The organism is Massilia sp. KIM, from assembly GCF_002007115.1.
Taxonomy (GTDB): Bacteria; Pseudomonadota; Gammaproteobacteria; order Burkholderiales; family Burkholderiaceae_D; genus Telluria.
Map to the genome: position 1 here is coordinate 1080299 of NZ_MVAD01000001.1, position 21316 is coordinate 1101614.

Below are 21316 nucleotides of genomic sequence, written 5' to 3' on the forward strand. Positions count from 1 at the left end.
GGCGATATACTGCTGGGCGCCACCTCTTGCCCAGGACGCCCGATGATCATCTCTTCCGCCACCGACTTTCGCGAAGCCGCCCGGCGCCGGCTGCCGCCCTTCCTCTTCCACTATCTCGACGGCGGCGCCGGCGCCGAGCAGACGCTGCGCGCCAACGTCGAGGACCTGCAGGGCGTGCGCCTGCGCCAGCGAGTGCTGCGCGGCTCGGAGCAGCTCGACCTCGGGGTCGAATGGTTCGGCCAGCGCTACGCCCTGCCGGTCGCGCTGGCCCCGGTAGGGCTGGCCGGGATGTATGCCCGGCGCGGCGAGGTTCAGGCGGTGCGCGCGGCCGGCCGCTGCGGCATTCCCTTCATCCAGTCGACGGTGTCGGTGTGCCCGCTGGCCGAAGTGGCGGCCCAGGCGGCCAGCCCGATATGGTTCCAGCTCTACGTGCTCAAGGACCGCGGCTTCATGCGCGACGTGATGCGCCGCGCCTGGGAGCTGGGCGCCACGACCCTGATGTTCACGGTCGACATGCCGGTGCCGGGCGCGCGCTACCGCGACGCCCACAGCGGCATGAGCGGGCCGAACGGTCCGCTGCGGCGCGTGCTGCAGGCCATGCGGCACCCGCGCTGGGCCTGGGACGTGGGCTTGTTCGGCCGCCCCCACGACCTGGGCAACATCTCGGCCTATCGCGGCCATGCCACCGGGCTGGCGGACTACATCGGCTGGCTGGGCGCCAACTTCGACCCCGGCATCGGCTGGCGCGACCTGGAGTGGATCCGCGACGAATGGGGCGGCAAGCTGGTCATCAAGGGCATCCTCGACGCCGAGGACGCGCGCGACGCACTGGCCTTCGGGGCCGACGGCATCGTGGTGTCCAACCACGGCGGGCGCCAGCTGGACGGCGCGCCGTCCACGGCCCGGGCGCTGCCCGCCATCGCCGAGGTGGCCAAGGGGAGCATGACGATCTTCGCCGACGGCGGGGTGCGCACCGGGACCGACGTGTTCCGCATGCTGGCCCTGGGGGCGGACGGGGTGCTGCTGGGGCGGGCCTTCATCTACGCGCTGGCGACCCAGGGGCAGGCCGGGGTCGAGCGCCTGCTGGCCATCATGGAGAAGGATTTGCGGACCAATATGGTGCTCACCGGTGTTGGGTCCGTGGGCGAGATCGGACCGCAGGTACTGGCCGCCTAGCGCGACTGGTCGCGGTTGCCACTCTCTGGCTGCTGGGCCTCGTCCGGTTCGCGCGAGCGCACCGTCGGCAAGTGCCAGTCGTAGCGGATCGCCGCCATGCGCAGACCGAAGCAGAGCACGGCGCCGGCGATGGCGGTCGGGGTGGTGGGCAACTGCAGCGCGTCGCCCAGCACCACCACGCCGGCGCCGGCCAGCGCCGCCACCGCGTAGACGTCCGAGCGGAACACGGCCGGCACGTTGGACAGCAGGACATCGCGCGCGATGCCCCCGCCGATCCCGGTCAGCATGCCGAGCAGCGCCGCCATCCAGGGCTCCAGCCCGAACACCAGCGCCTTCTGGGCGCCGGCCACGCAGAACAGGGCCAGGCCGGCGGCGTCGAAGATCAGCACCGAGTTGCCCAGGCGCTTGACCAGGGGGTCCCAGAAGAAGATGCACAGGCCGGCCAGGCTGGACACCACCAGGTAGCGCCAGTCGCTGATCGCGGCCGGCGGGGTGGCGCCGATCAGGAGGTCGCGCACGATGCCGCCCGAGCAGGCGGCCACGAAGGACAGCACCAGCACCCCGAAGATGTCGAGCCGGCGGCGCGCGCCCGCGGCGGCGCCGCTCAGGGCGAACACGAAGGTGCCGATCAGGTCGAGCGTCAGCACCAGGGTCTTCATGGCGGCCCCCATGTCGAGGGAGAGGACTTCAAACACGATGGATGTCGGATAAGCAAAGAGGTACCACGCCGAACGCATGGCAATCCGGCATGGTACCCGGCCCGGCCGACATTGGGAAGCGCAGGCTTCCCGGGCGGGCTTACTGCTTGCGGTAGGCGGCGGTGCGGGCGCCCAGCTTGCGCTCGACCTCGGGCTTGCGCTGCAGGCCCTGGTCGACCAGGGACTTCAGGCGCGCCTGGGTGGCGGGACGCTTGACCGAGGCGATGAAGGCGTCCCAGCCCGGCTGCATCTCGGCGTCCGGCGGCAGACTCGCCACGTCGACCAGCTTCTTGGTCTCGACGATGGCTTCGCGCTCGAAGGAGGCGATGCGGCGCGCCAGGCCGTCGACGAAGGCGTCCAGCTCGGCGTCCGGCAGGGCGCGGTTGACGTAGCCGTAGCGCTCGGCCAGTTCGCCGCCGATGTCGTCGGCGCCGACCAGGATTTCCAGCGCCCGGCCGCGTCCGACCAGGCGGGGCAGGCGCGCCATCGGGCCGCCGCCGGCGACCAGGCCGGCGCCCACTTCCCATTGCGACAGGATGGCCTTCTCGCGGCTGGCGAAGCGCATGTCGGCCGCCAGCGCCAGTTCGCTGCCGATGCCGGTGGCGCGGCCCCGGATCGAGGCGATGGTGATCACCGGCAGGCGTGCGATGCGCACCATCAGGTCGGGCACCGGATGCATGCCGGTCGGGCCGGGCGCCATGCCGGTCGAGTCTTCCAGCGGCGTGAGCAGGTCGTAGTGGGCGATGAAATAATCGGGCACCGCGCTGTCGAAGACCACCACCTGGACGGCTGGATCGGCTTCGATCTGCTCCACGATGCGCACCAGCTGGCGCACTTCCTTGGGGCCGACGATGTTGAAGGGCGGGCTGGCGAAGGTCACCTTCCAGTAGGCCGGGGTGACGCGGGTGAGGCGGATCTGGTCCTGGGCCGCCTGCTGGCTTGACGCTGCCGCCACCGCTGCCGGTGCTGCGCCGGCAGCGCCGCCTTCTTCGGCATGGGCCGCGCCGATCACGAATGCGGCGGCGATGGTGGCGGCGGCGAGTTTGAGAGTGGTTTTCATGATCGTTCCTTTCAGTCTGGATTGACTTAGTTATTGCGGGAGCCGCCGGCACGGACCAGCAGCGATTGCAGGCGCTCTTCCAGCACGGAGGCATGGGCATAGCCGGGGCTGAGCTCGGCCAGGCCTGCGGGGGTTTCCAGCAGCAGGGCCGGGAAGCTGCGCACGCCGAGCGAGCGCGCCAGATGGAAGTCGGCCCGGGTTTCCGCGATGGTCTCCGCCGACTGCCAGACGGCGAAGTAGTCGTCCGCGCTGGTCGGGTGGCCAAGCTCGCTCAGTGCCCGCGCGCCGACCTCGGACAGCACGCGGCCGCTGGTCGTGTCGAGGCCGTCGACGTAGAAGGCGTGCTGCAGCTTGCGGAACACCGTCAGCAGGTCGGCCTCGGGGGCCAGCTTCCGGGCGGCGACCACGGCGCGGCAGATCGGCTCGGTGTCGTACACGAAGTTCTCGCGCGCCAGCAGGGCCTCGCGGTTGAAGGGCAGGCCGCTGTTGGCGGCCACGCGCTCCCAGTGGCCGAGGCGGAACTGCTTGCCTGCGTCGTCCAGGATGTCGGTGGCGCCGGCGCGCACGCCGCCGACCACGATGTCCAGTTCCAGCTCGGGGTGCATCTGCACCAGGGCGCTCAGCTCCTTGCCGAAGCCGTAGCACCAGGAGCACATCGGATCGCCCACGTAGATCAGTTTCATGTCGTTCTCCCGGAAGCGCTCGATCAGAACACGCCGGCGGTGCCGCCGCCGTCGACCGGCAGCACGATGCCGGTGGTGAAGCTGGAATCGCTCAGGTAGAGCACCGCGTCCACCACGTCCTGGGTGACGCCGGTGGTGGCGGTCGGGGCGAGGGTGTTGTAGAAGGCGCGGGTGCTTTCGTAGTCGCCGTGCAGCGGGGTTTCGATGATGCCGGGGGCGACCGAGTTGACCTTCACGCCGCTGCCCGCCAGTTCCAAGGCCAGGGCGCGGGTTGCCTGGTTCAGGCCGCCCTTGATGAGGACCGGCAGCAGGGCCGGCACCTTGATGTTCGGCTGGATCGAGATGCTGGCGGTGATGTTGATGATGTGGCCCTGCTTGCGGCCGGCCATGTGCTGGGCGGCGAGCTGCGAGGGGTAGAAGAAGCCCTTCAGGTTGGTGCCGACGATGGCTTCCACGTCCTGCTGGGTGTACTCGGCGATCGGCTTGGCGATGAAGATGCCGGCGTTGTTGATCAGGATGTCGACCTGGCCGAAAGCGGCGATGGCGCGGTCGAACAGGGCGCGTGCGGTGGCCGGTTCGGCGATGTCGCCGGCCACGCCGATGAAGTTGGCCGGGTTGCCCAGTTTGGCGGCGGCGCTGTCGAGGCGGTCCTGGCTGCGGGCGTTGCCGACCACGTTGTAGCCGCGCTGGAGGTAGGCCTCGGCGATGGCGAAGCCGATGCCGCTGGAGGCGCCGGTGACGATGACGGTTTTCTGATTCGAGCTCATGAGTTTCTCCTTGGGTGACTGGTTGGCGCAGCGTTCGTTGCTGCGATGGGGAAACTATACTTTTGCGCCCGATGCGGATAAATATGCATTGGCACAAGATAATTGATACACCGTGTAATGAATGGCGCGAGGCGGAACGCCGTTCTCTCTGGACGTGGGCGCGCCTGCGCCCACTGGGGCGCACGGCAAGGCGGAACGAAATGGGGAAGAGAGCGCCGCCGCCCGCACGGGCGGCGAGCCGGGACTTACTCGTGGGCCGGGAAGGCGGGGAGGATGGTGTCGGCCAGCTGATCGAGGATCTCGGCATAGGGCTGGCGGCTGACCTTGGGATTGAGGGCGATGTGGGACACGCCCGCTTCGCGCGCCTGTTCCAGGTAGTCGCGCAGGCCCTCGCGCCCGGCGCGAAAGCCCCCGGGCACCCGCATGAAGGGGTGGTGCGGGTCCTCGTGCAGGTCGAAGTAGCCGCCGATCCCCAGCGGCTTGAACACCGGGGTGTCGTGCTGGGCCGCGACCTGGGCCCGCCAGGCGCGCCCCAGGGTGGCCAGCTCGCCGGGCTGGGGCACGAAGGCAAGATAGCCGTCCATGTGGCGCGCCAGCCAGTCCAGGTGCTGCTGCGACTGGCCGACGGCGATCGCGGGTATTCGCCCGAAGGCCGGACGCGGCACCAGGTCGAGCAGGCCGCCGGCATGGCCGAAGCGCGCCGAGTCGTAGCGCGGGTAGCGCTGTTCGAGCAGGGTGCGCAGCACGCCGTAGGCGTCGCGATAGCGCTCGCCCCGGCTCTCGTAGTCGATCCCGAACATCGGATAGTCGCTGGGCCGGTCGCCCGAGGACAGCCCGAGCACCAGCCGGCCGCCGCTCAACTGGTCGAGCGAGGCGGCCTGCTTGGCCAGCATCAGCGGTTCGCGCGTGGGCAGGACGATGCCGGTGGTGCCGAGGGCGATGCGGCGGGTGACGGCGGCCAGGTGGGCGATGTAGACCAGCGGCTCGAAGATCTGGGCCACGTCGCCATAGTGCGGATCGTAGAAGGGGATGTCGCGCATCCAGAGCGCGCCGACGCCGAGCCGGTCGGCGCGCTGGGCCATCTCGATGTGGCCCTCCATGGTTGGCGCGGGTCGGCCCGGGTGGGTCTCGAGCGGCAGGATCAGGCCGACCGTGAGGGCGCCGGGCCGGAACAGGCGCCGGAAGCCCGGATGGCGGGCAAGGCCGGGGTGGGGCGAGGGTTGGGGAGCGGCCGGGCTGCCGTGGCGGTCGGCCAGGGCGGGCGAGGTGTTCATCGGGTTCTCCTTCGGCGGGTGGTGGGGTATGCCTGCACTCTAGAGAAGGGGCCGGCGCTCCGGTAGCCGGCCGTCCCGCAAAAAACCTGTTCCGCGATGTTAAAGATCGGCGCGCATCTCAGCCGCCAGCAGGCGCACCAGCTCGGCCGCCGGCATGGCACGCGCCAGCGCATACGCCTGGCCGGCCCAGTTCACCGAATAGTCCTGCACGCCCTGGGCGGCGGCCGCCGCGTGCAGGGCCTTGGCGGCGTCGTAGGCGATCGGGTAGTCGGGCACGGAAGGGTGGCCCGGCCCGCCGATCTCGTCGAAGAAGCGGTTGACCAGCCCGCGCGCCGGCCGGCCGGAGATGGCGCTGGTGATTGCCGTGCCGCGCGCAGCGTCCTGCAGGAGGGCGCGGTGGTGGGGCGTGGCCGAGGATTCCGGGGTCGGGATGAAGGCGGTGCCGAGCTGGGCGCCGCTGGCCCCCAGGCGCAGCGCGGCGGCGATGCCGCGCCCGTCCATGATGCCGCCGGCGGCGACGATGGGCAGCGCCACGGCGTCGCGCAGAAGCTGCACCAGGGCGAAGCTGCCCAGGCCCTCGTCCGGCGCGTCCGGGTCGAACACGCCACGGTGGCCGCCGGCCTCGTTGCCCTGGGCGACGATGGCGTCGATGCCCGCGTCGCGGGCCGCGCGCGCTTCCGGCGCCGAGGTGGCGGTGGCCAGCAGCACGCTGCCGGCGCGGTGCAGGGCCTCCGCCTGGCCGGCCGTGGGCAGGCCGAAGTGGAAGCTGACCACGGCCGGCCTTGCCTCGACCAGCGCCTCCAGCAATTCCGGGTCGGCCAGGAAGCTGGTGTAGATCTCGCGCAGCGCGCGCGGCGGCTCGGCGCCCTGGGCAGCGAAGTGAGGCGCGAGCCAGTCCAGCCAGGCCGCTTCGCGCGCCGGGTCCGACTTGGCCGGGCGGTGCGCGAACACGTTGACGTTGAAGGGGCGATCGGTGAGCGCCCGCAGCTCGGCGATGGCGGCGCGCGTCTGGGCCGCGCTGCCTGCGCCGACCGCGATCGAGCCGAGCGCGCCGGCGTTCGAGACCGCCGCCGCCAGGCGCGCGGTCGACACGCCGGCCATCGGCGCCTGGATGATGGGCAGCTCGACGCCGAGCAGGCGGGTGAGGGAAGTGGTCATGCTGGCCTCCGCGTGGTTGACAGGTGTTGGCCGAGTATAGGCAGTCCACGGCAGGGCGAACAATCAAGTATGATGCACAACTATTGATACATCGTGTAATGAAACGATGACACGCCAATTCGACGATATCCTGCTGGGCAGCATCGAGCTGTTCTGCTCCGCCGCGGAACTGGGCAGCTTCACCGCCGCGGCCACCGCCGCCGCCGTGACGCCGGCCGCCGTCAGCCGCGCGGTGTCGCGCCTGGAAGCGCGCCTGAACGTGCGCCTGTTCGTGCGCACCACCCGCACCCTGCACCTGACCGAGGCCGGACGCGAATACTTCGCCCAGTGCCGCCAGGCCCTCAACCAGCTGGTCGAGGCCGAGCGCCTGGTCACCGGGCGCCAGAGCGCGCCTTCGGGCCTGCTGCGCATCTCGATGCCGACTCCCTACGGCCACTACCGGGTGCTGCCGCTGCTGCCGGAATTCACGCGCCGCTATCCGGACGTGAAGGTCGAGTTCCACCTCAGTAACCGCAACGTCGATTTCGGCGACGAGGGCTTCGACCTGGCGATCCGTGGCCGCGCGCCGGCCGATTCGACCATGATCTCGCGTAAGCTGGAGGACTCCGAACTGGTGGTGGTGGCCACCCCCGACTACCTGCGCCAGGCCGGCACGCCGCGCAGCCCCGAGGACCTGCGCGGGCATAACTGCATCCAGTTCGCCCTGCCCAGCACCGGCCGCAACATCCCCTGGCTGTTCCACCAGGACGGCGAGGACATCGAGCTGCCGACCGCGGGCCTGTACGGCTGCGCCGAGGACATCCTGGGCGCGGTGACCCTGGCGCGCGCCGGCGGCGGCCTGTTCCAGACCTACCGCTTCATTGTCGACGCCGACCTCAAGGCGGGGCGCCTGGTGGAGCTGATGCCGGAATATGGCGGACGCTCGCGCCCCTTTTGCCTGATCTACCCGCACGGCCGCCACGTGGCGCTGCGGGTGCGCGCCTTCGTCGATTTCCTGGTCGAGCAGTTGCGCGACCAGCCCGCCCGTCCCGCGCGCCGCCAGCCGGTCGCGCCCTGATTTTTCCCTCCTGAGCATGGCCCGCCCCGCCCTCGGCGGCGGGGTAGCCGCGTCCTTCGCGCGCGCATCGATTCATTACATCGTGTATCGATTGTATTGCTCTTATCCATCTTTTTCGCCCCGTCCCCGCTGCCTATAGTTCAGTCCAACGACGGCGCGCTGCATCCATCCGGACGCAGGCGCCGCCCCCTCAACGGACAAGGAGTACAGCATGGACGCAGCAGCACGCACCGTCGTCATCACCGGCGCCTCGAGCGGCATCGGCCTGGCGCTGGCCAAGGCCTACCTGGAACGCGGCTTCAACGTGGTCGGCAACGCCCGCACCGTCGAACGCCTCGAACAGGCCAAGGAACAGCTGGGCAACCCGGACAACTTCTACGGCGTGGCCGGCGACATCGCCGAAGCCGACACCGCCGAAGCCATCTTCACCGTCGCCAAGGCGCGCTTCGGCAAGGTCGACATCCTGATCAACAATGCCGGGATCTTCAACGCCAAGCCCTTTCATACCTACACTCCGGAGGAAGTCGAGCGCCTGGCGGACACCAACCTGAAGGGCTTCTTCTATCCCTCGCAGCAGGCCGCGGCCCACATGAGCGCGAACAAGGGCGGCCACATCGTGAACATCACCGCCAGCGTCTCCATCCAGCCCAACGCGCAGGTGCCGGCCGTGCTGCCGGTGCTGGTCAAGGGGGGCCTGAACAGCGCGACCCGCGCCCTGGCACTGGAACTGGCGCCGCACAACGTGAAGGTGACGGCGGTCGCTCCCGGGATCATCGATACCCCGCTGCACGACCCGGGCGCGCGCGAATTCCTGCAAGGCCTGCAACCCACCGGCCGCATCGGCCGGGTGGAGGACATCGTCGACGCCGTGCTGTACCTGACGGACGCCAGTTTCACCACCGGGATCGTGTTGAGCGTCGACGGCGGCGCCACCGCGGGCACCTGGTAATCACCGACCCACTCACACAAGCAAGGAGAACATCATGCCCTACATCCTCATCCAGGTGACCGACGAAGGCGTCACCAAAGCACAGAAAGAAGCCATGATCGCCGGCGCGACCGATCTCATGGTGAACGTCCTGAACAAGGACCCGGAGTCCACCTTCGTCGTGATCGACGAAGTCGACACCGACAACTGGGGCCATGGCGGCGAGGTCGTGACCAAGCGCCGCGCACGCCAGGCGGCCGAGAAGGCCGCCAAGGCCGCCAAGGCCGCGAAGTAAGCAAGCACCCACCGAACACCCTGAAAGGAGCACATCATGAGCAAGAACATCGTCATCGTCTATCACAGTGGCTACGGCCATACCCGCCGCATCGCCGAAGCCGTCGCCGAGGGCAGCCGCGGCCACCTGCTGGCCATCGACGCCGAAGGCAACCTGCCGGAAGGCGGCTGGGAGCGCCTCGAGGCCGCCGACGCCATCATCTTCGGTTCGCCGACCTACATCGGCAACGTGAGCTGGCAGTTCAAGAAGTTCGTCGACCAGTCGTCCAAGGTGTGGATCACCCAGGGCTGGAAGGACAAGCTGGGCGCCGCCTTCACCAACTCGGCCTCGGTCAACGGCGACAAGCAGACCACGCTGTACACCATCTTCACGATGGCCCAGCAGCACGGCATGCTGTGGGCCGGTACCGGCCTGATGCCGAGCAACGCGAAGTCGGCCCAGCGCGACGACGTGAACTACCTGTCCTCGTTCGCCGGGCTGGCCACCGCCACGCCGTCCGACGCATCGACCGACGAGATGGTGGCCGGCGACCTGCGCACCGCTGTCCTTTTCGGCGAGCGGGTGCGCGCCAGCGCCGAACGCCTGGCCTGATTCGCGTTTTTCTGCATGACGTGGCGGCCACGGCGCCGCCGCGCCGCCACCCAAGGAGCCCATCATGCACGACCACCAAGCCATCCTGACCGTCCTGGCCGACTATTTCAATGGCCTGTACACCGGCGACACCGAGCTGCTGCGCTCGGTGTTCGATCCCGATGCCGCCCTGTTCGCCGAGATCGGCGGCCAGTCCTACCACAAGCGCCTCGACGACTACCTCGAGGGTGTGTCCCAGCGCGAGTCGCCCGAAGAACTCGGCGAGCCTTACCAGATGAAGCTGCTGTCCCTGGACGTCACCCACAACATCGCGAGCGCGCGGGTACATGTCCCGGCTCGAGGTTTCAATTTCTACAACTATCTGACACTGCTGCGCCGCGACGGGGTCTGGGTCATCGTCAACAAGACCTTCGCCGACGTACCGGTCCGCGCCGACAGGCCGGAATCCAGGGCCTGAATTGTGTCGGTATGTGTCAAGCGCGGCGGCGGAAACATCTCCCTTCAGTTCGGGGCGGTTTTCGACACGCGCGGGACACTCCCGGCGGGTGTAATGCACACATCGACTTCCTGCACGCGACCGCCATCCTGGCGGCGCGGGAGCAGGTACCACCGGAGGAATATCATGAACCTTGCCCGCAACCTCGTCCGCAGCGCCGCCCTTGCCCTCATGCTTGCCGCCGGCGGTGGCCTTGTTCCCGCCCACGCACAGAAGCTCGACGCCAACGGCATCGGCCGCACCGAAGTCGTGCGCCATAGCTACGACCACAAGCACGAAGCCATCCAGGTGAAGGTCGATTTCGGCCCCGGCGTGAAGTTCCCGAAGCATTCGCATCCTGGGGTGGAACTGGCCTATGTCCTGAGCGGCGAATTCGAGTATGAACTGGACGGCAAGGTGGTGCGCCTGAAGGCCGGCGAATCCCTGTACATCCCGGCCGGCGCGGTCCACTCGGCCAAGAACGTCGGCACCGAGGTCGCCAGCGAACTGGCCACCTACATCGTCGAGAAGGGCAAACCCGTTCTCACCCTCGACAAATAAGCCCGGAGCCCGACGATGAAACGCCATTCCCTCGCCGCCCTCGGCGGCATCGCGGTCCTGGGTGCGGCGGCCGCCCTGGCGGTCTCCGGGCCCCTGGCCGCCGGTCCGGCCCTGCTGGGCGGCTCGCTCCCGGTGAAGGGCAGCAGCCCGGGCTTCGCCGGCGCCACCACCTGGCTCAATGGAACGCCGCTGAACGCCCAGCAGCTCAAGGGCAAGGTGGTGCTGGTCGATTTCTGGACCTATTCCTGCATTAACTGCATTCGCACCTTCCCCTACCTGCGCGCCTGGGCCGACAAGTACCGCGACCAGGGCCTGGTGGTGGTCGGCGTGCACACGCCCGAGTTCAAGTTCGAGCAGGACCTGAGCAACGTGAACGCGGCCCTGGCCCGTTACAAGATCGACTTCCCGGTGGCGGTCGACAGCGACTACCGGATCTGGGAAGCCTGGAACAACCAGTACTGGCCGGCCTTCTACCTGGTCGACGCCAAGGGCAAGATCCGCTTCCAGCACTTCGGCGAGGGCGACTACGCCAAGGTCGAGCGCGCGATCCAGTCGCTGCTGGTGGAAGCCAACGGCAAGCCGGTCGACGAGAGCATCGTCAATCCGAGCGGCGCGGCCGAGCAGATGGCGCCGGACCTGGCCAACGTCGGCTCGGGCGAGGCCTACCTCGGCTATCGCAAGGCGCAGGACTTCCGCTCGCCCGAGCGCCTGAAGCCGGACAGCCCGCGCGACTACACGGTCGGCAAGCTGAACGTCAACCAGTGGGGCCTGTTCGGACAGTGGAACGTCGGCGCGGAAAGGGCCGTCGTGGCCCAGCCCGGCGCCGGCGTGGCGCACCAGTTCAGCGCCCGCGACCTGCACCTCGTGATGGGTCCGGGCGCCCCCGGCCGCAAGGTGCGCATCAAGGTGACGGTCGACGGCCGCGCGCCGGGCGCGGACCATGGCGCGGACGTCGACGCCGAAGGCAATGGCGTGGTGACCGAGACCCGCCTGCACCAGCTGGTGCGGCAGTCGGGCAAGGTTGGCCAGCGCCGCTTCGAGGTCCGCTTCCTGGACGCGGGCGCCCAGGCCTACGCCTTCACCTTTGGCTGAACTCCCGGCCGCGATGTATGTCCGATTGTGTCGCGGCCGATTTTCACTACAAAACCAATATAAGGCGCGGCGGCGCGCTTGCTAGCATGACCGGCATGCGTACACCGCACATCACAACCCAGCACCACCTACCCTGAAGGAGCACACCATGCAAGCAATCGAACAAGTTCTCTACACCGGCAAAGTCACCACCAGCGGCGGCGGCCGCGACGGCGTCTCGCGCAGCGACGACGGCCGCCTGGACGTGGCGCTGTCCTCGTTCACCTCGGGCGGCCAGGGCACCAACCCCGAGCAGCTGCTGGGCGCCGGCTGGTCGTCCTGCTACATCGGCGCGCTGCACCTGGCCGCGGCCGAGCGCAAGCTGCGCATGCCGGAAGGCGCGCGCGTCAACGCCGAAGTCGACCTGGGCAAGACCGGCTCCGAATACTACCTGCAGGCGCGCCTCGAAGTGCACATCCCCGGCCTGCCGCTCGAGGTGGTCGAGGAGCTGGCCGAGCGCGCCCACGCGACCTGCCCGTATTCCAAGGCCCTGACCAAGAGCATCGGCGTGACCACCCGCGTGGTCTGAGCGACGCGCCACTAAAAAAGCCCGGCACGCGCAGGCGTGCCGGGCCTTTTATCGTTCGGGGCCGGGCTTACTTGGGCTCGATGATGGTGACGGTAGACGAGAACACGTAGCCCTCGTTGCGCAGGGTCTTGATGTAGCGCGGGTCGCGCGCGTCGTCGCCCAGGCGGGTGCGCAGGCGGCTCACCAAAATGTCGATCGAGCGGTCGAACAGGTCGACCCCGGCGCCATGGGTCAGGCTGATCAGCTGGTCGCGCGAGAGCACGCGCTGCGGATGGTCGAGGAAGACGCGCAGCAGGCGGTACTCGGCGCCGCTCATGGTCACCACCACGTCGTCCGGCCCCACCAGGTGGCGCGCCGCCGTGTCCAGGCGCCAGTCGCCGAAGCCGAGCATGGCGGCGGCGTCGGTCACCTGCAGGTTGGGCGGCAGCATGTGGGTGCGGCGCAGCACGGCGCGGATGCGCGCCAGCAGCTCGCGCACCGCGAAGGGCTTGGCGATGTAGTCGTCGGCGCCCATTTCGAGACCGACCACGCGGTCGGTTTCGTCGTCGCGCGCGGTCAGCATCACGACCGGAATGGCGCGGTACTTCCCGGCGCGCAGCTCGCGGCACAGGACCAGGCCGTCGTCGCCCGGCATCATGATGTCCAGCACGATCAGGTCGGGCGTGGCGCGCGAGAGCGCGGCCCACATCTCGCGGCCGTTGGCGGCCAGGGTGCAGTGCAGGCCCTGCTTTTCGAGGTAGGCTCCCACCAGTTCGCGGATGCCGCGGTCGTCGTCGACGACCAGGATGTGTTCAGTGTCGCGCATGCTTGTCCTTCTCCGTTGTCAGGCTCGGGCGGCTGGTCGAGAGCGGGCAGGGGCCCGGCCTCAGTTCGGCGGTAAACGTGGCGGCCACCAGCGCGGCCCAGGCGAACAGGCGTTTCATAGCATTCTCCAGGATCAGGGAATCCTACTCTAGCCAAGTTTCGCCACCGCTTTGTTTCCGATTATGTCGGCGCCCGCCGCCGACACAATCGCCCTGCAAAATTCCTTGTAGGCGCGGCCTCACGCGCGCGTTTCCTGCTCCAGGCTGCGCAGCCGCAGGCGCGCTTCCAGCCCACCCTCGGGCCGGTTGTGCAGCGTCAGCTCGCCACCCAGCGAGAGCGCCAGCTGGCGCGCGATCGACAAGCCGAGGCCGGTGCCGCCGGTCTCGCGGTTGCGCGAGCTCTCCAGCCGGTAGAAGGGCTCGAACACGGCCTCCAGCGATTCCGCCGGGATGCCCGGCCCCTCGTCGCGCACCGTGATCACGGCTTCCCGGTCGCTCGGGCGCTCCAGCAGCACCTCGGCCTTGCCGCCGTACTTGATGGCGTTGTCGATCAGGTTGCTCAGCACCCGGCGCAGGGCTTGCGGGCGGGTCACCAGCGCGCCGCCGCCGGCCCGCGCCTGCAGGCTCACCGGCTGGCCACTGTCGCGGTAGTCGAGGGTGATGGTGTCGAGCAGGTTGCCGAGGTCGAGGGCGGCGGCCGGCTCCGGCTTGCCGTGCATCGAGCGGGCGTAGCCCAGGCCTTCGCGCACCAGGTCCTGCAGTTGCTGCAAGTCTTCCGAGAAGCGCTCCTGCTGGCTCTCGTCGTCCATCATGTCCACCCGCAGGCGCATGCGCGTGATCGGGGTCTGGAGGTCGTGCGAGATCGCCGCCAGGATGCGCAGGCGCTCGTCGACATAGCCCTGGATGCGGCGCTGCATGGCGTTGAAGGCGCGCGCCGCCGCTTCGACCTCGGAGGGGCCGTGTTCGGGCAGGTCGACCGGGCGCAGGTCGGGGCCGAGGGCGTCGGCCGCCTGGGCCAGGGAGCGCAGCGGCCGGGTCGCCAGGCGCACGGCGGCCCAGCAGGCCAGGGCGACCAGGGCCAGCTGGCCCGCCAGCACATAGGGCAGCCAGGGCGAGAGCGGCAGTCCGCGGCGCGGGAAGAAGTCGACCGTGAGCGGCTGGCCGTCCGCCAGGCGCAGGTGGACCTGGAAATCGTCGCGCCCGCCGGGCACGGCATTGGCGGTGAATGGGTAGTCCGGCGTGAGCGCCCGGGTGACCGAGTTCATGAGGCGCAGCGCATGGTCGGAGCTGACTTCCGGCCCGGTCTCGCCAGGCCCGAGGATGAAGCCGTAGCCGCCGCGGCGCAGGCGCGGCAGCCATTCCTTGCGCTGCTCGTGCGGCAGGCGGTCGAGCAGGGCGACGGCGGTGCGCAGGTCGATCTCGACGTAGTCGATCATGGTTCCCATGCTGACGTCGTTGCGCTCGGTGTAGGTGAGCGTGGTCGACAACAGCTGGGCGGTGGCCAGGCCCGCGATCAGGATCAGGCTCAGGCGCGCGAACAGGCTGCGCGGGACCAGCCTGGCCAGCAGGCCGCTCACGGTCGCCTCCCGACTGCGGGGTGTGGGGTGTCGAACATCGGCTGCCTCCTCGAATACTGGCAGGCGGGCCGGGCCCGGCGGTGCCGAATGGGTCGTGAATGATACGCCGCGCGCCTGGGCAGCGGGCTGAACTCTTGCATTGTAGACGCGTAGCTTGGCGCCGATCAAGATGGACCGAGGATAGAGCGCCGGGTCTCGCCGGGTTATCATGGCGCTCCATCACCCACCAGCGACCATGAGCGACATCGTCTACCACCCCAAGCCGAACGACGAAGGCAGGCCGGAGCGCCTGCTGTCCCCCAGCAGCGAGGCCGGCCTCGAACGCATGGCCGATCCCGCGGCGAACCTGGTGTTCGTGCCGGGCAGCGTGTGCGGGGAGGTGCTGAACGGGGTCGCGCTGGCGCGCTGCGCGATGGCGCCGGCGCCCGAACTGGCGCCGGACCCGGACAGCCTGGCGCTCGCGGAGCCGCCTTTCGTGCCCGCGCTCGGCCTGAAGCCGGCCGCCGGCGCGGTGGTGCTGGAGCCGGACGGGCGGGTGTGGCTGGTGGCGCCGTCCAACGGCTTCGGCGGCTACCGGATCAGTTTTCCGAAGGGACGGGTGGAGCCGGGCGTGTCGCTCAAGGCGACCGCGATCCGCGAGGCCTGGGAAGAGACCGGCCTGCGGGTCAGCCTGAGCGCCTGGCTGGGCGACTTCGCGCGCACCCAGACCTGCACCCGCTTCTACCTGGCACGCCGCACCGGCGGCCACCCGGGCGACATGGGCTGGGAATCGCAGGCCGTGCACCTGGCCACCCTGGAGCGGGCGGCCGAGCTGCTGCACCGCGATACCGACCGCGCGGTGCTCGCGGCCCTGCTGCGCGCCCTGGGACGGGCCTAGGCGTCTTCCCTCAAGGGCTCAGGCGACTTCCTTCTTGTTGGCCTGGGTGATGGTCCAGTAATAGATGCGGCGGCCGTCGACCTCGGCGGTCTTTTCGGGCGGCCACTCCGGTCCCATGTCGAAGGCGTGCGAGACCACGCGCGTGCCCACTTTGAGCTGCTTCCAGAGCTGCGGGCGCAGCTTCACGTTCACGGTCGGCAGCAGGTAGAGCGTGACCACGGTCGCCTCCGAGACGTCGGTCTTGAACAGGTCGCCCACCCGGAAGCTGGCGCGGTCGGACACGCCCGCCTTCTTGGCGATCTCCTTGGCCTCGGCGATGCGGGCCGGATCGAGGTCGATGCCGGTGCCGCGCGCGCCGCGGTTCTTGGCGGCGGTGACCACGATGCGGCCGTCGCCGCAGCCCAGGTCGTACAGCACGTCGTTCTTGCCGACCTTGGCCAGGTCGAGCATCTTGTCCACGACTTCCTGGGGCGTGGGCACGTAGGGCACGTCGAGATTGCGCTCGGGCGCGGCGGCGGCGGCCTGCGCCAGCGCGCGGTGGGCGGGCAGCATCAGCAGGCCAGTGGTGGCGGCTGCGGACAGCAGCAGGGTACGGCGGCGGGGTTGCGGCTTCATCGGCACATCTCCTGTCTATGGTGTGGACTGGGGTGGATGGTGGTTTTCGCGGCGCCCGCGCAGGAACAGCAGCAGCACCAGCCCGAAGGCCAGCACGGCCACGCCGATCCAGGCGGCGTTCAGCCCGCCCAGGGTCTGGCTGTAGACGTACGACAGGCTGGACCACAGCATGTAGGCGCAGGTGGCGCAGAACAGCAGGGGAAGCAAGGGGTAGAGCGGGACCCGGAAGGGCCGGGGCGTGCCGGGCTCGCGCCGGCGCAGCACGAACAGCGAGACGCCGGTGAGGAAGAAGAACAGCCAGAACACCGGCGCGGTGAATTCGACCATGGCCTTGAAGCCGCTGCCCAGCGTCGCGCCGACGCCGACCAGGACCAGGGCGGCCCCGCATTGCACCGCCATCGCCACGCGCGGCGTGCCGCGCTCGCCGTCCCAGTGGCCCAGGCCGCGCAGCGAAGTCCAGTCGCGGCCCATGGCGTAGCCGGTGCGGGCGCCGACGATCATGGTGGCGTTGATCGAGGTGAGAGCGGCGATGGCGACCAGCACGGAGATGATTTTCTCGCCGGTGGGCCCGAAGACTTGCCGCATGAGGTCGGCGGCCACGGCGTCGGAGGCGGCCATGCCGCCCATGCCGAGCACGGTCCAGTAGGCCCAGCTCACCAGGAGGTAGAGGCCGGTGATCACGGCGATCGAGATGATCAGGGCCTTGACCATGCGCGCCGGGCCGCCGCGGATCTCTGCGCTGATGTAGGCGGCCTCGTTCCAGCCGCCGTAGGTGAGCAGGACGAAGACCATGGCCAGGCCGACGTTGGGCGGCCCGGTGGCGGCGGGCGGCCCGGCCGGAGCCGGGCCGGCGAAGAACAGGGCGGCGGCCGCGATCAGGAGCAGGCCGCCGATCTCGGCCAGCGTGAGCAGGGTCTGGGCCCCGGCGCCGGCGCGGATGCCGCGCAGGTTGAGGGCGGAGAGCACGACGATCACGGCGCAGGCGTAGAGCGTGCTGCCCCAGCCGTCGGAGACGCCGAGCGGCAGGGCCTGCTGCATGTAGTCGCCGAACACGAAGCCGAGCAGGGCGATCGAGCCGGTGGTGATCACCGAGAAGCGCGCCCAGCCGAACAGGAAGGCGACCGAGCGCCCGAAGGCGCGCTGCAGGTAGTGGTAGTCACCGCCGGCGTGGGGGTAGGCGGTGGTGAGTTCGGCGTAGCACAGGGCGCCGATCAGGGAGACCAGCCCGCCCAGCGCCCAGAAGGCGAACATGGCGCCGGGGCTGCCACTGAAGCCGGCGACCAGCGAGGGCGACTTGAAGATGCCGGCGCCGATGACCACGCCGACGATGACGGCGATCGCCTCGCGCAGGCCGAGCGTGGGCCGCGGCCGGGCGTCGCGCTGGGCAGAGGCAAAACGTTCCGCTTCGATGGCATCCATGACGAAAGGGGTGCATTGCCGACGCCCGGGAAACGCGACGCCGTACAGGGTTGGAAAACCTGGTAGCCGCTACAGTTCGACCGGATCATAACGGCGCGCTCGTCCGAACGTCGCGCGATTGAACTCGTGCGTTCGACACCTTTCTTGTGGCAGGTTTCCATGCTAACCGAGACGCACGCTATCAGCTCATCGCACGGAAGGTAGAAATTGTCATCCTACTAAGGTCTGGGCAAGGGGGGCGGCAAGGCCGGCGACCGGGCTGGCAAGGCCGATGACCGGGCCCGCAAGCATGGCGGGCACGGGCGCGGGCTGCGCCCGTCGTGGCGCGCCGCCTGCTAACGCCGCACGTCCAGCGAGCCCGAGGCCACCGCCTCGATCTGGGCCCGCGAAGCGGTATTGAAATCTCCTGCGATCGAGTGCTTCATGGCCGCCGCCGCTAGTCCGAAGCGGGCCGATTCTTCCAGTCCGCGGCCGCGCATCAGTCCATCCAGCACCCCGGCCGCGAAGGCGTCGCCGGTCCCGATCCGGTCCACGATCTCGTGCAGGTCGAAGGGCCCGGCCACCGCGCAGGCCCCGCGCGCATGCAGCACTCCCTCCAGCTCGTGCTGCTGCACCCCGATCTGGCGCCGGCGCGTGTAGGCCACGTGGGCCAGCTGCGGGAAGGCCGCGAACGCCGCCTCCACCGCCTCCTGTTCGCGCCCGCCCTCCGCCAGCTCGGGCCTGCCCAGGACCAGGGCGAAATCGCGCTCGCCCGCGAAGGCCAGGTCGGCCTCGGCCATGAGGCTGCGCAAGGTGGCGGCGCCGTCCTCGCCGCGCGCCGCCCACAGGCTGGCGCGGTAATTGCCGTCGTAAGAGACCTTGACGCCCAGCGCGCGGGCGGTGCGCATCGCTTCCAGCACGGCGCGCGCCGGCAGTTCGCCGACCGCCGGCGAAATCCCCGAGACGTGCAGCCAGGTGGCGCCGTCGAGGATCGCCTTCCAGTCGTAGCGCGCCGGGTCGGCCGTCGCGAATGCCGAGCCGGCGCGGTCGTAGACGATCTCGGAGGGGCGCAGCACCGCGCCCGGGGTCAGGAAGTACAGGCCCATGCGGCCCGGCCCATTCAGCACGGCCGCCGTGTCCACCCCGTGGGTGCGCAAGGCGTCGCGCGCGATGTCGCCAAGGGCGCTGTCCGGCAGGACCGTCACCATCGATGCCCGGTGGCCGAGGCGGGCCAGGGAGACCGCCACGTTGGCCTCGGCGCCGCCGGTGCACAGCTCCAGGTGCGAGGCCTGGGGCAGCAGGCGGCCGGCCGGCGCGGACAGGCGCAGCAGCATTTCGCCGAAACAGATGATACGGCCGGGGACGGGATGCGACGCGGACATGGGGCTCCTCTGGGTGACGTGGTGACGCCGGCCAGTATAGTCGAGGCGGCGCGCATGCTCCAGCCGCGTCTGGCATACTCCTCGTGTCCGTCACTTTCGGCCTGAGCGCGCGTGCCCGCTTGTCCGCGCCGAAGCCAGCTATCGCCCCATGAAACCCGAACTTCTTGTCCTCGGCAGCGACTGGCCGGCCCATGTGCTGAGCCAACTGGAACAGCATTTCCACTGCCACTTCCTGGCCCAGGTGCCGCAGGAGCGGCGCGCCGCCGCGCTCGCCGACATCGGTCCGCGCGTGCGCGCCGTGCTCACCACCGGCACGGTCGGCATCCAGGCCGCGATGCTGCCGGCGCTGCCGGCGCTCGAACTGGTGGCGGTGAACGGCGTCGGCGTCGACGCGCTGCCGCTGGCGCTGCTGGCCTCCAGAGGCATCGCCGTGACCAACACCCCCGACGTGCTGACCGACGACGTGGCCGACCTCGCCGTGCTGCTCCTGCTGGCCGCCGTGCGCCGCCTGCCCCAGCTCGACCGTTACGTGCGCGAGGGCCAGTGGGCGCGCGCGGCGCCCCTGGAGCACGCGCGCAGCCTGAAGGGAAAGGTGGCGGGCATCGTCGGCTACGGACGCATCGGGCAGGCGGTGGCCGCGCGCCTGAAAAGCTTCGGGCTGCGGATCCGCTATTACCAGCGCAGCCTGGGGCCGGCGCCGGAGCAGCGCAGCGCCTCGCTGCTCGAGCTGGCGCGCGATAGCGACATGCTGGTGCTGTGCATGCCCGGTGGCGCCCAGACCGAGCGCATGGTCGGCGCCGAGGTGCTGGACGCGCTCGGGCCGGAAGGCACCCTGGTGAATGTCGCACGCGGCTCGGTGGTCGACGAGGCGGCCCTGGTCGCAGCCCTGCGCGAAGGGCGGCTGGGCGCGGCGGCCCTGGACGTGTTCGAGCACGAGCCCGAGGTTCCCGAAGCGCTGCGCGCGCTGGCGAACGTGGTGCTCACGCCCCATGTCGGCAGCTTTACGGTCGAGACCCGCCGCGCCATGGGCGATCTGGCGGTGGCCAACCTGCTGGCCCATGCCGAGGGCAGGCCGCTCCTTACGCCCGTGCGCGCCTGACCCAGCCCGCTTGCAAACGATATTTGCACCGGGACGCCCCTGTGCAAATTTCCTTTGCACGCGGGCTGGAACAGGCGTCCTGGCCCGGAATCAGGGGCGCGCTTCGCGATCCAGCCAGTCGAAGATCGCCGGCCAGATGCGCGCATGCGCGCTGTGCCCGACCAGCACGCCCACGTGCTGGAGGTTGACGCCGACGTCGCCCTCGTAATGCAGCAGCAATTTACGCGCGCTGCCCGCTGCGTCGTGGAAGGCCACCATGGCGTCGAGCGGGATCACCTTGCTGCGCGGGTCGGCCACGCAGGCCAGCGGCTGGCGCAGGTCGGCCGGCCCGATCTTGCGGCCGTCGATGTCGAGGGCGCCGCGCATGAAGGCGTCCTTGCGGTACAGGTCCTCGACGATTTCGGTGAAGAGCCGCCCCGGCAGCGGGAATTCGTCGTGCGACCAGCGCTCGACCCGCATGTGGTTGGCCAGCGCCTGCGGGTTGGCCATGGACAGGAAGCGGTCCACCATGCGTTCGAGCTGGAAGGCCTGGGGCTCGGCCATCGCGCTCATCATGTTGAGGAACATGCCGGGCACCTGGCGGTAGGTTTCGGCGATGGCGCGCGCATGCGGCACCTGCCGGATCAGCTTGTGGAAGCAGCAGGACTCGGGATCGACGTGCAGGGGCGACTCCAGCAGCACGGTCGCGCGCAGGTGCTCGGGATGCATGGCGCTGTAGATCGCGGCGAGGATGCCGCCCAGCGAGTGGCCGGCGATGACGGCCTGGCGCTGGCCGCTGTCCTGGGCCATCACCTCGCGGCAGACGCCCAGCAGGTAGTGGCCGTAGTCGTCCAGGCCGAAATGGTCCTTGTCTTCCGGCACCGGCACCCATTCCGCCAGGTAGACCTGGTAGCCGCGCTGCAGCCAGCGCTGGACCACGCTGACCTGGGGCGCCAGGTCCCAGATGTAGGAACGCTTGATCGGGGCCGGCACCAGCAGCACCGCCGGGCCGTCGGGCTGGGCGCCTTCGTAGCGCCGGACATTGAGGCCGGTTTCGCTGTGCAGCACGGTCGACGGCGTCTGCTGGGGGCCGTAGCCGGCCCGCTCCAGCATCTTGCCGCGCGCCTGGCGCGAGCGGTCCATGTTCTTGAGGGCCTGGGCCCCGAGGGTGTTCAGGTAGTTCCAGCTTGTGGCGTACATGGC

Annotated in this window: 24 protein-coding genes; 11 read left to right on the plus strand and 13 right to left on the minus strand. The window is 69.8% G+C overall.

Translation table 11 applies throughout. The features are described 5' to 3' along the window. Positions 1 to 42 precede the first annotated feature (42 nt). The gene (gene lldD / locus B0920_RS04735; RefSeq protein WP_078031401.1) at positions 43 to 1176 is read left to right on the plus strand and encodes an FMN-dependent L-lactate dehydrogenase LldD; all 1134 of its coding nucleotides are present in this window, start codon (positions 43 to 45) and stop codon (positions 1174 to 1176) included. Here the strand turns inward: lldD and B0920_RS04740 are convergent. The 6 genes from B0920_RS04740 to B0920_RS04765 form a co-directional block, all read right to left on the minus strand. Then, on the minus strand, positions 1173 to 1871 hold the full coding sequence (locus tag B0920_RS04740) for a trimeric intracellular cation channel family protein (protein WP_229455179.1): 699 nt from the start codon (positions 1869 to 1871) through the stop codon (positions 1173 to 1175). The genes lldD and B0920_RS04740 overlap by 4 nt on opposite strands. Positions 1872 to 1974: 103 nt before the next feature. Further along, a complete protein-coding gene (locus B0920_RS04745; protein ID WP_078031402.1) occupies positions 1975 to 2934 on the minus strand; it encodes an enoyl-CoA hydratase/isomerase family protein in 960 nt (319 codons plus the stop codon). Positions 2935 to 2960: 26 nt separating this feature from the next. Next, positions 2961 to 3617, minus strand: a complete 657-nt coding sequence (locus B0920_RS04750) for a DsbA family protein (protein ID WP_078031403.1) — start codon at positions 3615 to 3617, stop codon at positions 2961 to 2963. Positions 3618 to 3640: 23 nt separating this feature from the next. Then, positions 3641 to 4384 carry an SDR family NAD(P)-dependent oxidoreductase gene (locus tag B0920_RS04755; RefSeq protein ID WP_078031404.1) on the minus strand — a complete coding sequence of 248 codons (744 nt, stop codon included), beginning with the start codon at positions 4382 to 4384 and terminating at the stop codon, positions 3641 to 3643. Between the two features lie 245 nt (positions 4385 to 4629). Further along, complete coding sequence (locus tag B0920_RS04760; RefSeq protein WP_078031405.1) at positions 4630 to 5658, minus strand: LLM class oxidoreductase; 1029 nt, start codon at positions 5656 to 5658, stop codon at positions 4630 to 4632. Positions 5659 to 5757: 99 nt separating this feature from the next. After that, the gene (locus B0920_RS04765; protein WP_078031406.1) at positions 5758 to 6816 is read right to left on the minus strand and encodes a nitronate monooxygenase family protein; all 1059 of its coding nucleotides are present in this window, start codon (positions 6814 to 6816) and stop codon (positions 5758 to 5760) included. Between the two features lie 106 nt (positions 6817 to 6922). Here B0920_RS04765 and B0920_RS04770 point away from each other — a divergent pair, with 106 nt between their 5' ends. The 8 genes from B0920_RS04770 to B0920_RS04805 all read left to right on the plus strand — a co-directional run bounded on the left by B0920_RS04770 (position 6923) and on the right by B0920_RS04805 (position 12383). Continuing rightward, complete coding sequence (locus B0920_RS04770) at positions 6923 to 7873, plus strand: LysR family transcriptional regulator (protein ID WP_078031407.1); 951 nt, start codon at positions 6923 to 6925, stop codon at positions 7871 to 7873. A 211-nt stretch (positions 7874 to 8084) separates the two neighbouring features. Next, positions 8085 to 8822, plus strand: coding sequence for an SDR family NAD(P)-dependent oxidoreductase (locus B0920_RS04775; protein ID WP_078031408.1), 738 nt, complete (start codon positions 8085 to 8087; stop codon positions 8820 to 8822). 34 nt (positions 8823 to 8856) lie between these two features. Then, positions 8857 to 9096, plus strand: a complete 240-nt coding sequence (locus B0920_RS04780; protein WP_078031409.1) for a 4-oxalocrotonate tautomerase family protein — start codon at positions 8857 to 8859, stop codon at positions 9094 to 9096. A gap of 36 nt (positions 9097 to 9132) precedes the next feature. After that, a complete protein-coding gene (locus B0920_RS04785) occupies positions 9133 to 9687 on the plus strand; it encodes a flavodoxin family protein (RefSeq protein WP_078031410.1) in 555 nt (184 codons plus the stop codon). Positions 9688 to 9751: 64 nt separating this feature from the next. Then, positions 9752 to 10144, plus strand: a complete 393-nt coding sequence (locus B0920_RS04790; protein WP_078031411.1) for a nuclear transport factor 2 family protein — start codon at positions 9752 to 9754, stop codon at positions 10142 to 10144. A 165-nt stretch (positions 10145 to 10309) separates the two neighbouring features. Then, entirely contained in the window at positions 10310 to 10723 is a 414-nt protein-coding gene (locus B0920_RS04795; protein WP_078031412.1) for a cupin domain-containing protein, read from the plus strand. Between the two features lie 15 nt (positions 10724 to 10738). Further along, positions 10739 to 11815, plus strand: coding sequence for a thioredoxin family protein (locus B0920_RS04800; RefSeq protein WP_078031413.1), 1077 nt, complete (start codon positions 10739 to 10741; stop codon positions 11813 to 11815). Between the two features lie 148 nt (positions 11816 to 11963). Next, positions 11964 to 12383 (plus strand): Ohr family peroxiredoxin, encoded by a 420-nt coding sequence (locus tag B0920_RS04805; RefSeq protein ID WP_078031414.1) that lies wholly within the window; start codon positions 11964 to 11966, stop codon positions 12381 to 12383. A gap of 67 nt (positions 12384 to 12450) precedes the next feature. Here the strand turns inward: B0920_RS04805 and B0920_RS04810 are convergent, their stop codons facing one another. The 3 genes from B0920_RS04810 to B0920_RS04815 form a co-directional block, all read right to left on the minus strand. Beyond that, positions 12451 to 13188 carry a response regulator gene (locus tag B0920_RS04810; protein ID WP_078031415.1) on the minus strand — a complete coding sequence of 246 codons (738 nt, stop codon included), beginning with the start codon at positions 13186 to 13188 and terminating at the stop codon, positions 12451 to 12453. Further along, positions 13175 to 13306: a hypothetical protein gene (locus B0920_RS26385; RefSeq protein ID WP_267873358.1), complete on the minus strand. Its 132-nt coding sequence runs from the start codon at positions 13304 to 13306 to the stop codon at positions 13175 to 13177. Before B0920_RS26385 ends, B0920_RS04810 begins: the two co-directional genes overlap by 14 nt. 119 nt (positions 13307 to 13425) lie before the next feature. Then, complete coding sequence (locus B0920_RS04815) at positions 13426 to 14763, minus strand: ATP-binding protein (RefSeq protein WP_229455181.1); 1338 nt, start codon at positions 14761 to 14763, stop codon at positions 13426 to 13428. Positions 14764 to 14998: 235 nt separating this feature from the next. On the opposite strand from B0920_RS04815, the gene B0920_RS04820 reads away from it, so the two are divergent. Further along, entirely contained in the window at positions 14999 to 15640 is a 642-nt protein-coding gene (locus B0920_RS04820; RefSeq protein WP_218669337.1) for an NUDIX hydrolase, read from the plus strand. A gap of 18 nt (positions 15641 to 15658) precedes the next feature. Here the strand turns inward: B0920_RS04820 and B0920_RS04825 are convergent, their stop codons facing one another. The 3 genes from B0920_RS04825 to B0920_RS04835 all read right to left on the minus strand — a co-directional run bounded on the left by B0920_RS04825 (position 15659) and on the right by B0920_RS04835 (position 19035). Beyond that, positions 15659 to 16255, minus strand: a complete 597-nt coding sequence (locus B0920_RS04825) for a cyclopropane-fatty-acyl-phospholipid synthase family protein (protein ID WP_078031418.1) — start codon at positions 16253 to 16255, stop codon at positions 15659 to 15661. 15 nt (positions 16256 to 16270) lie between these two features. Then, positions 16271 to 17674 (minus strand): APC family permease, encoded by a 1404-nt coding sequence (locus B0920_RS04830; RefSeq protein ID WP_078031419.1) that lies wholly within the window; start codon positions 17672 to 17674, stop codon positions 16271 to 16273. A gap of 335 nt (positions 17675 to 18009) precedes the next feature. Next, entirely contained in the window at positions 18010 to 19035 is a 1026-nt protein-coding gene (locus tag B0920_RS04835) for a sugar kinase (protein WP_078031420.1), read from the minus strand. A 148-nt stretch (positions 19036 to 19183) separates the two neighbouring features. Between B0920_RS04835 and B0920_RS04840 the strand changes: the two genes are divergently transcribed. Then, a complete protein-coding gene (locus B0920_RS04840; RefSeq protein ID WP_078031421.1) occupies positions 19184 to 20134 on the plus strand; it encodes a 2-hydroxyacid dehydrogenase in 951 nt (316 codons plus the stop codon). Between the two features lie 90 nt (positions 20135 to 20224). Here B0920_RS04840 and B0920_RS04845 read toward each other — a convergent pair whose 3' ends face one another. Then, positions 20225 to 21313, minus strand: coding sequence for an alpha/beta fold hydrolase (locus B0920_RS04845; protein ID WP_143745644.1), 1089 nt, complete (start codon positions 21311 to 21313; stop codon positions 20225 to 20227). Between the last annotated feature and the right edge of the window lie 3 nt (positions 21314 to 21316).

Bases quoted from the DNA above. Each gene is read 5' to 3' on its own strand.
- lldD (WP_078031401.1), top strand. From the start codon at position 43: ATGATCATCTCTTCCGCCACCGACTTTCGCGAAGCCGCCCGGCGCCGG.
- B0920_RS04745 (WP_078031402.1), bottom strand. From the start codon at position 2,934: ATGAAAACCACTCTCAAACTCGCCGCCGCCACCATCGCCGCCGCATTC.
- B0920_RS04750 (WP_078031403.1), bottom strand. From the start codon at position 3,617: ATGAAACTGATCTACGTGGGCGATCCGATGTGCTCCTGGTGCTACGGC.
- B0920_RS04755 (WP_078031404.1), bottom strand. From the start codon at position 4,384: ATGAGCTCGAATCAGAAAACCGTCATCGTCACCGGCGCCTCCAGCGGC.
- B0920_RS04760 (WP_078031405.1), bottom strand. From the start codon at position 5,658: ATGAACACCTCGCCCGCCCTGGCCGACCGCCACGGCAGCCCGGCCGCT.
- B0920_RS04765 (WP_078031406.1), bottom strand. From the start codon at position 6,816: ATGACCACTTCCCTCACCCGCCTGCTCGGCGTCGAGCTGCCCATCATC.
- B0920_RS04770 (WP_078031407.1), top strand. From the start codon at position 6,923: ATGACACGCCAATTCGACGATATCCTGCTGGGCAGCATCGAGCTGTTC.
- B0920_RS04775 (WP_078031408.1), top strand. From the start codon at position 8,085: ATGGACGCAGCAGCACGCACCGTCGTCATCACCGGCGCCTCGAGCGGC.
- B0920_RS04780 (WP_078031409.1), top strand. From the start codon at position 8,857: ATGCCCTACATCCTCATCCAGGTGACCGACGAAGGCGTCACCAAAGCA.
- B0920_RS04785 (WP_078031410.1), top strand. From the start codon at position 9,133: ATGAGCAAGAACATCGTCATCGTCTATCACAGTGGCTACGGCCATACC.
- B0920_RS04790 (WP_078031411.1), top strand. From the start codon at position 9,752: ATGCACGACCACCAAGCCATCCTGACCGTCCTGGCCGACTATTTCAAT.
- B0920_RS04795 (WP_078031412.1), top strand. From the start codon at position 10,310: ATGAACCTTGCCCGCAACCTCGTCCGCAGCGCCGCCCTTGCCCTCATG.
- B0920_RS04800 (WP_078031413.1), top strand. From the start codon at position 10,739: ATGAAACGCCATTCCCTCGCCGCCCTCGGCGGCATCGCGGTCCTGGGT.
- B0920_RS04805 (WP_078031414.1), top strand. From the start codon at position 11,964: ATGCAAGCAATCGAACAAGTTCTCTACACCGGCAAAGTCACCACCAGC.
- B0920_RS04810 (WP_078031415.1), bottom strand. From the start codon at position 13,188: ATGCGCGACACTGAACACATCCTGGTCGTCGACGACGACCGCGGCATC.
- B0920_RS26385 (WP_267873358.1), bottom strand. From the start codon at position 13,306: ATGAAACGCCTGTTCGCCTGGGCCGCGCTGGTGGCCGCCACGTTTACC.
- B0920_RS04820 (WP_218669337.1), top strand. From the start codon at position 14,999: ATGAGCGACATCGTCTACCACCCCAAGCCGAACGACGAAGGCAGGCCG.
- B0920_RS04825 (WP_078031418.1), bottom strand. From the start codon at position 16,255: ATGAAGCCGCAACCCCGCCGCCGTACCCTGCTGCTGTCCGCAGCCGCC.
- B0920_RS04830 (WP_078031419.1), bottom strand. From the start codon at position 17,674: ATGGATGCCATCGAAGCGGAACGTTTTGCCTCTGCCCAGCGCGACGCC.
- B0920_RS04835 (WP_078031420.1), bottom strand. From the start codon at position 19,035: ATGTCCGCGTCGCATCCCGTCCCCGGCCGTATCATCTGTTTCGGCGAA.
- B0920_RS04840 (WP_078031421.1), top strand. From the start codon at position 19,184: ATGAAACCCGAACTTCTTGTCCTCGGCAGCGACTGGCCGGCCCATGTG.
- B0920_RS04845 (WP_143745644.1), bottom strand. From the start codon at position 21,313: ATGTACGCCACAAGCTGGAACTACCTGAACACCCTCGGGGCCCAGGCC.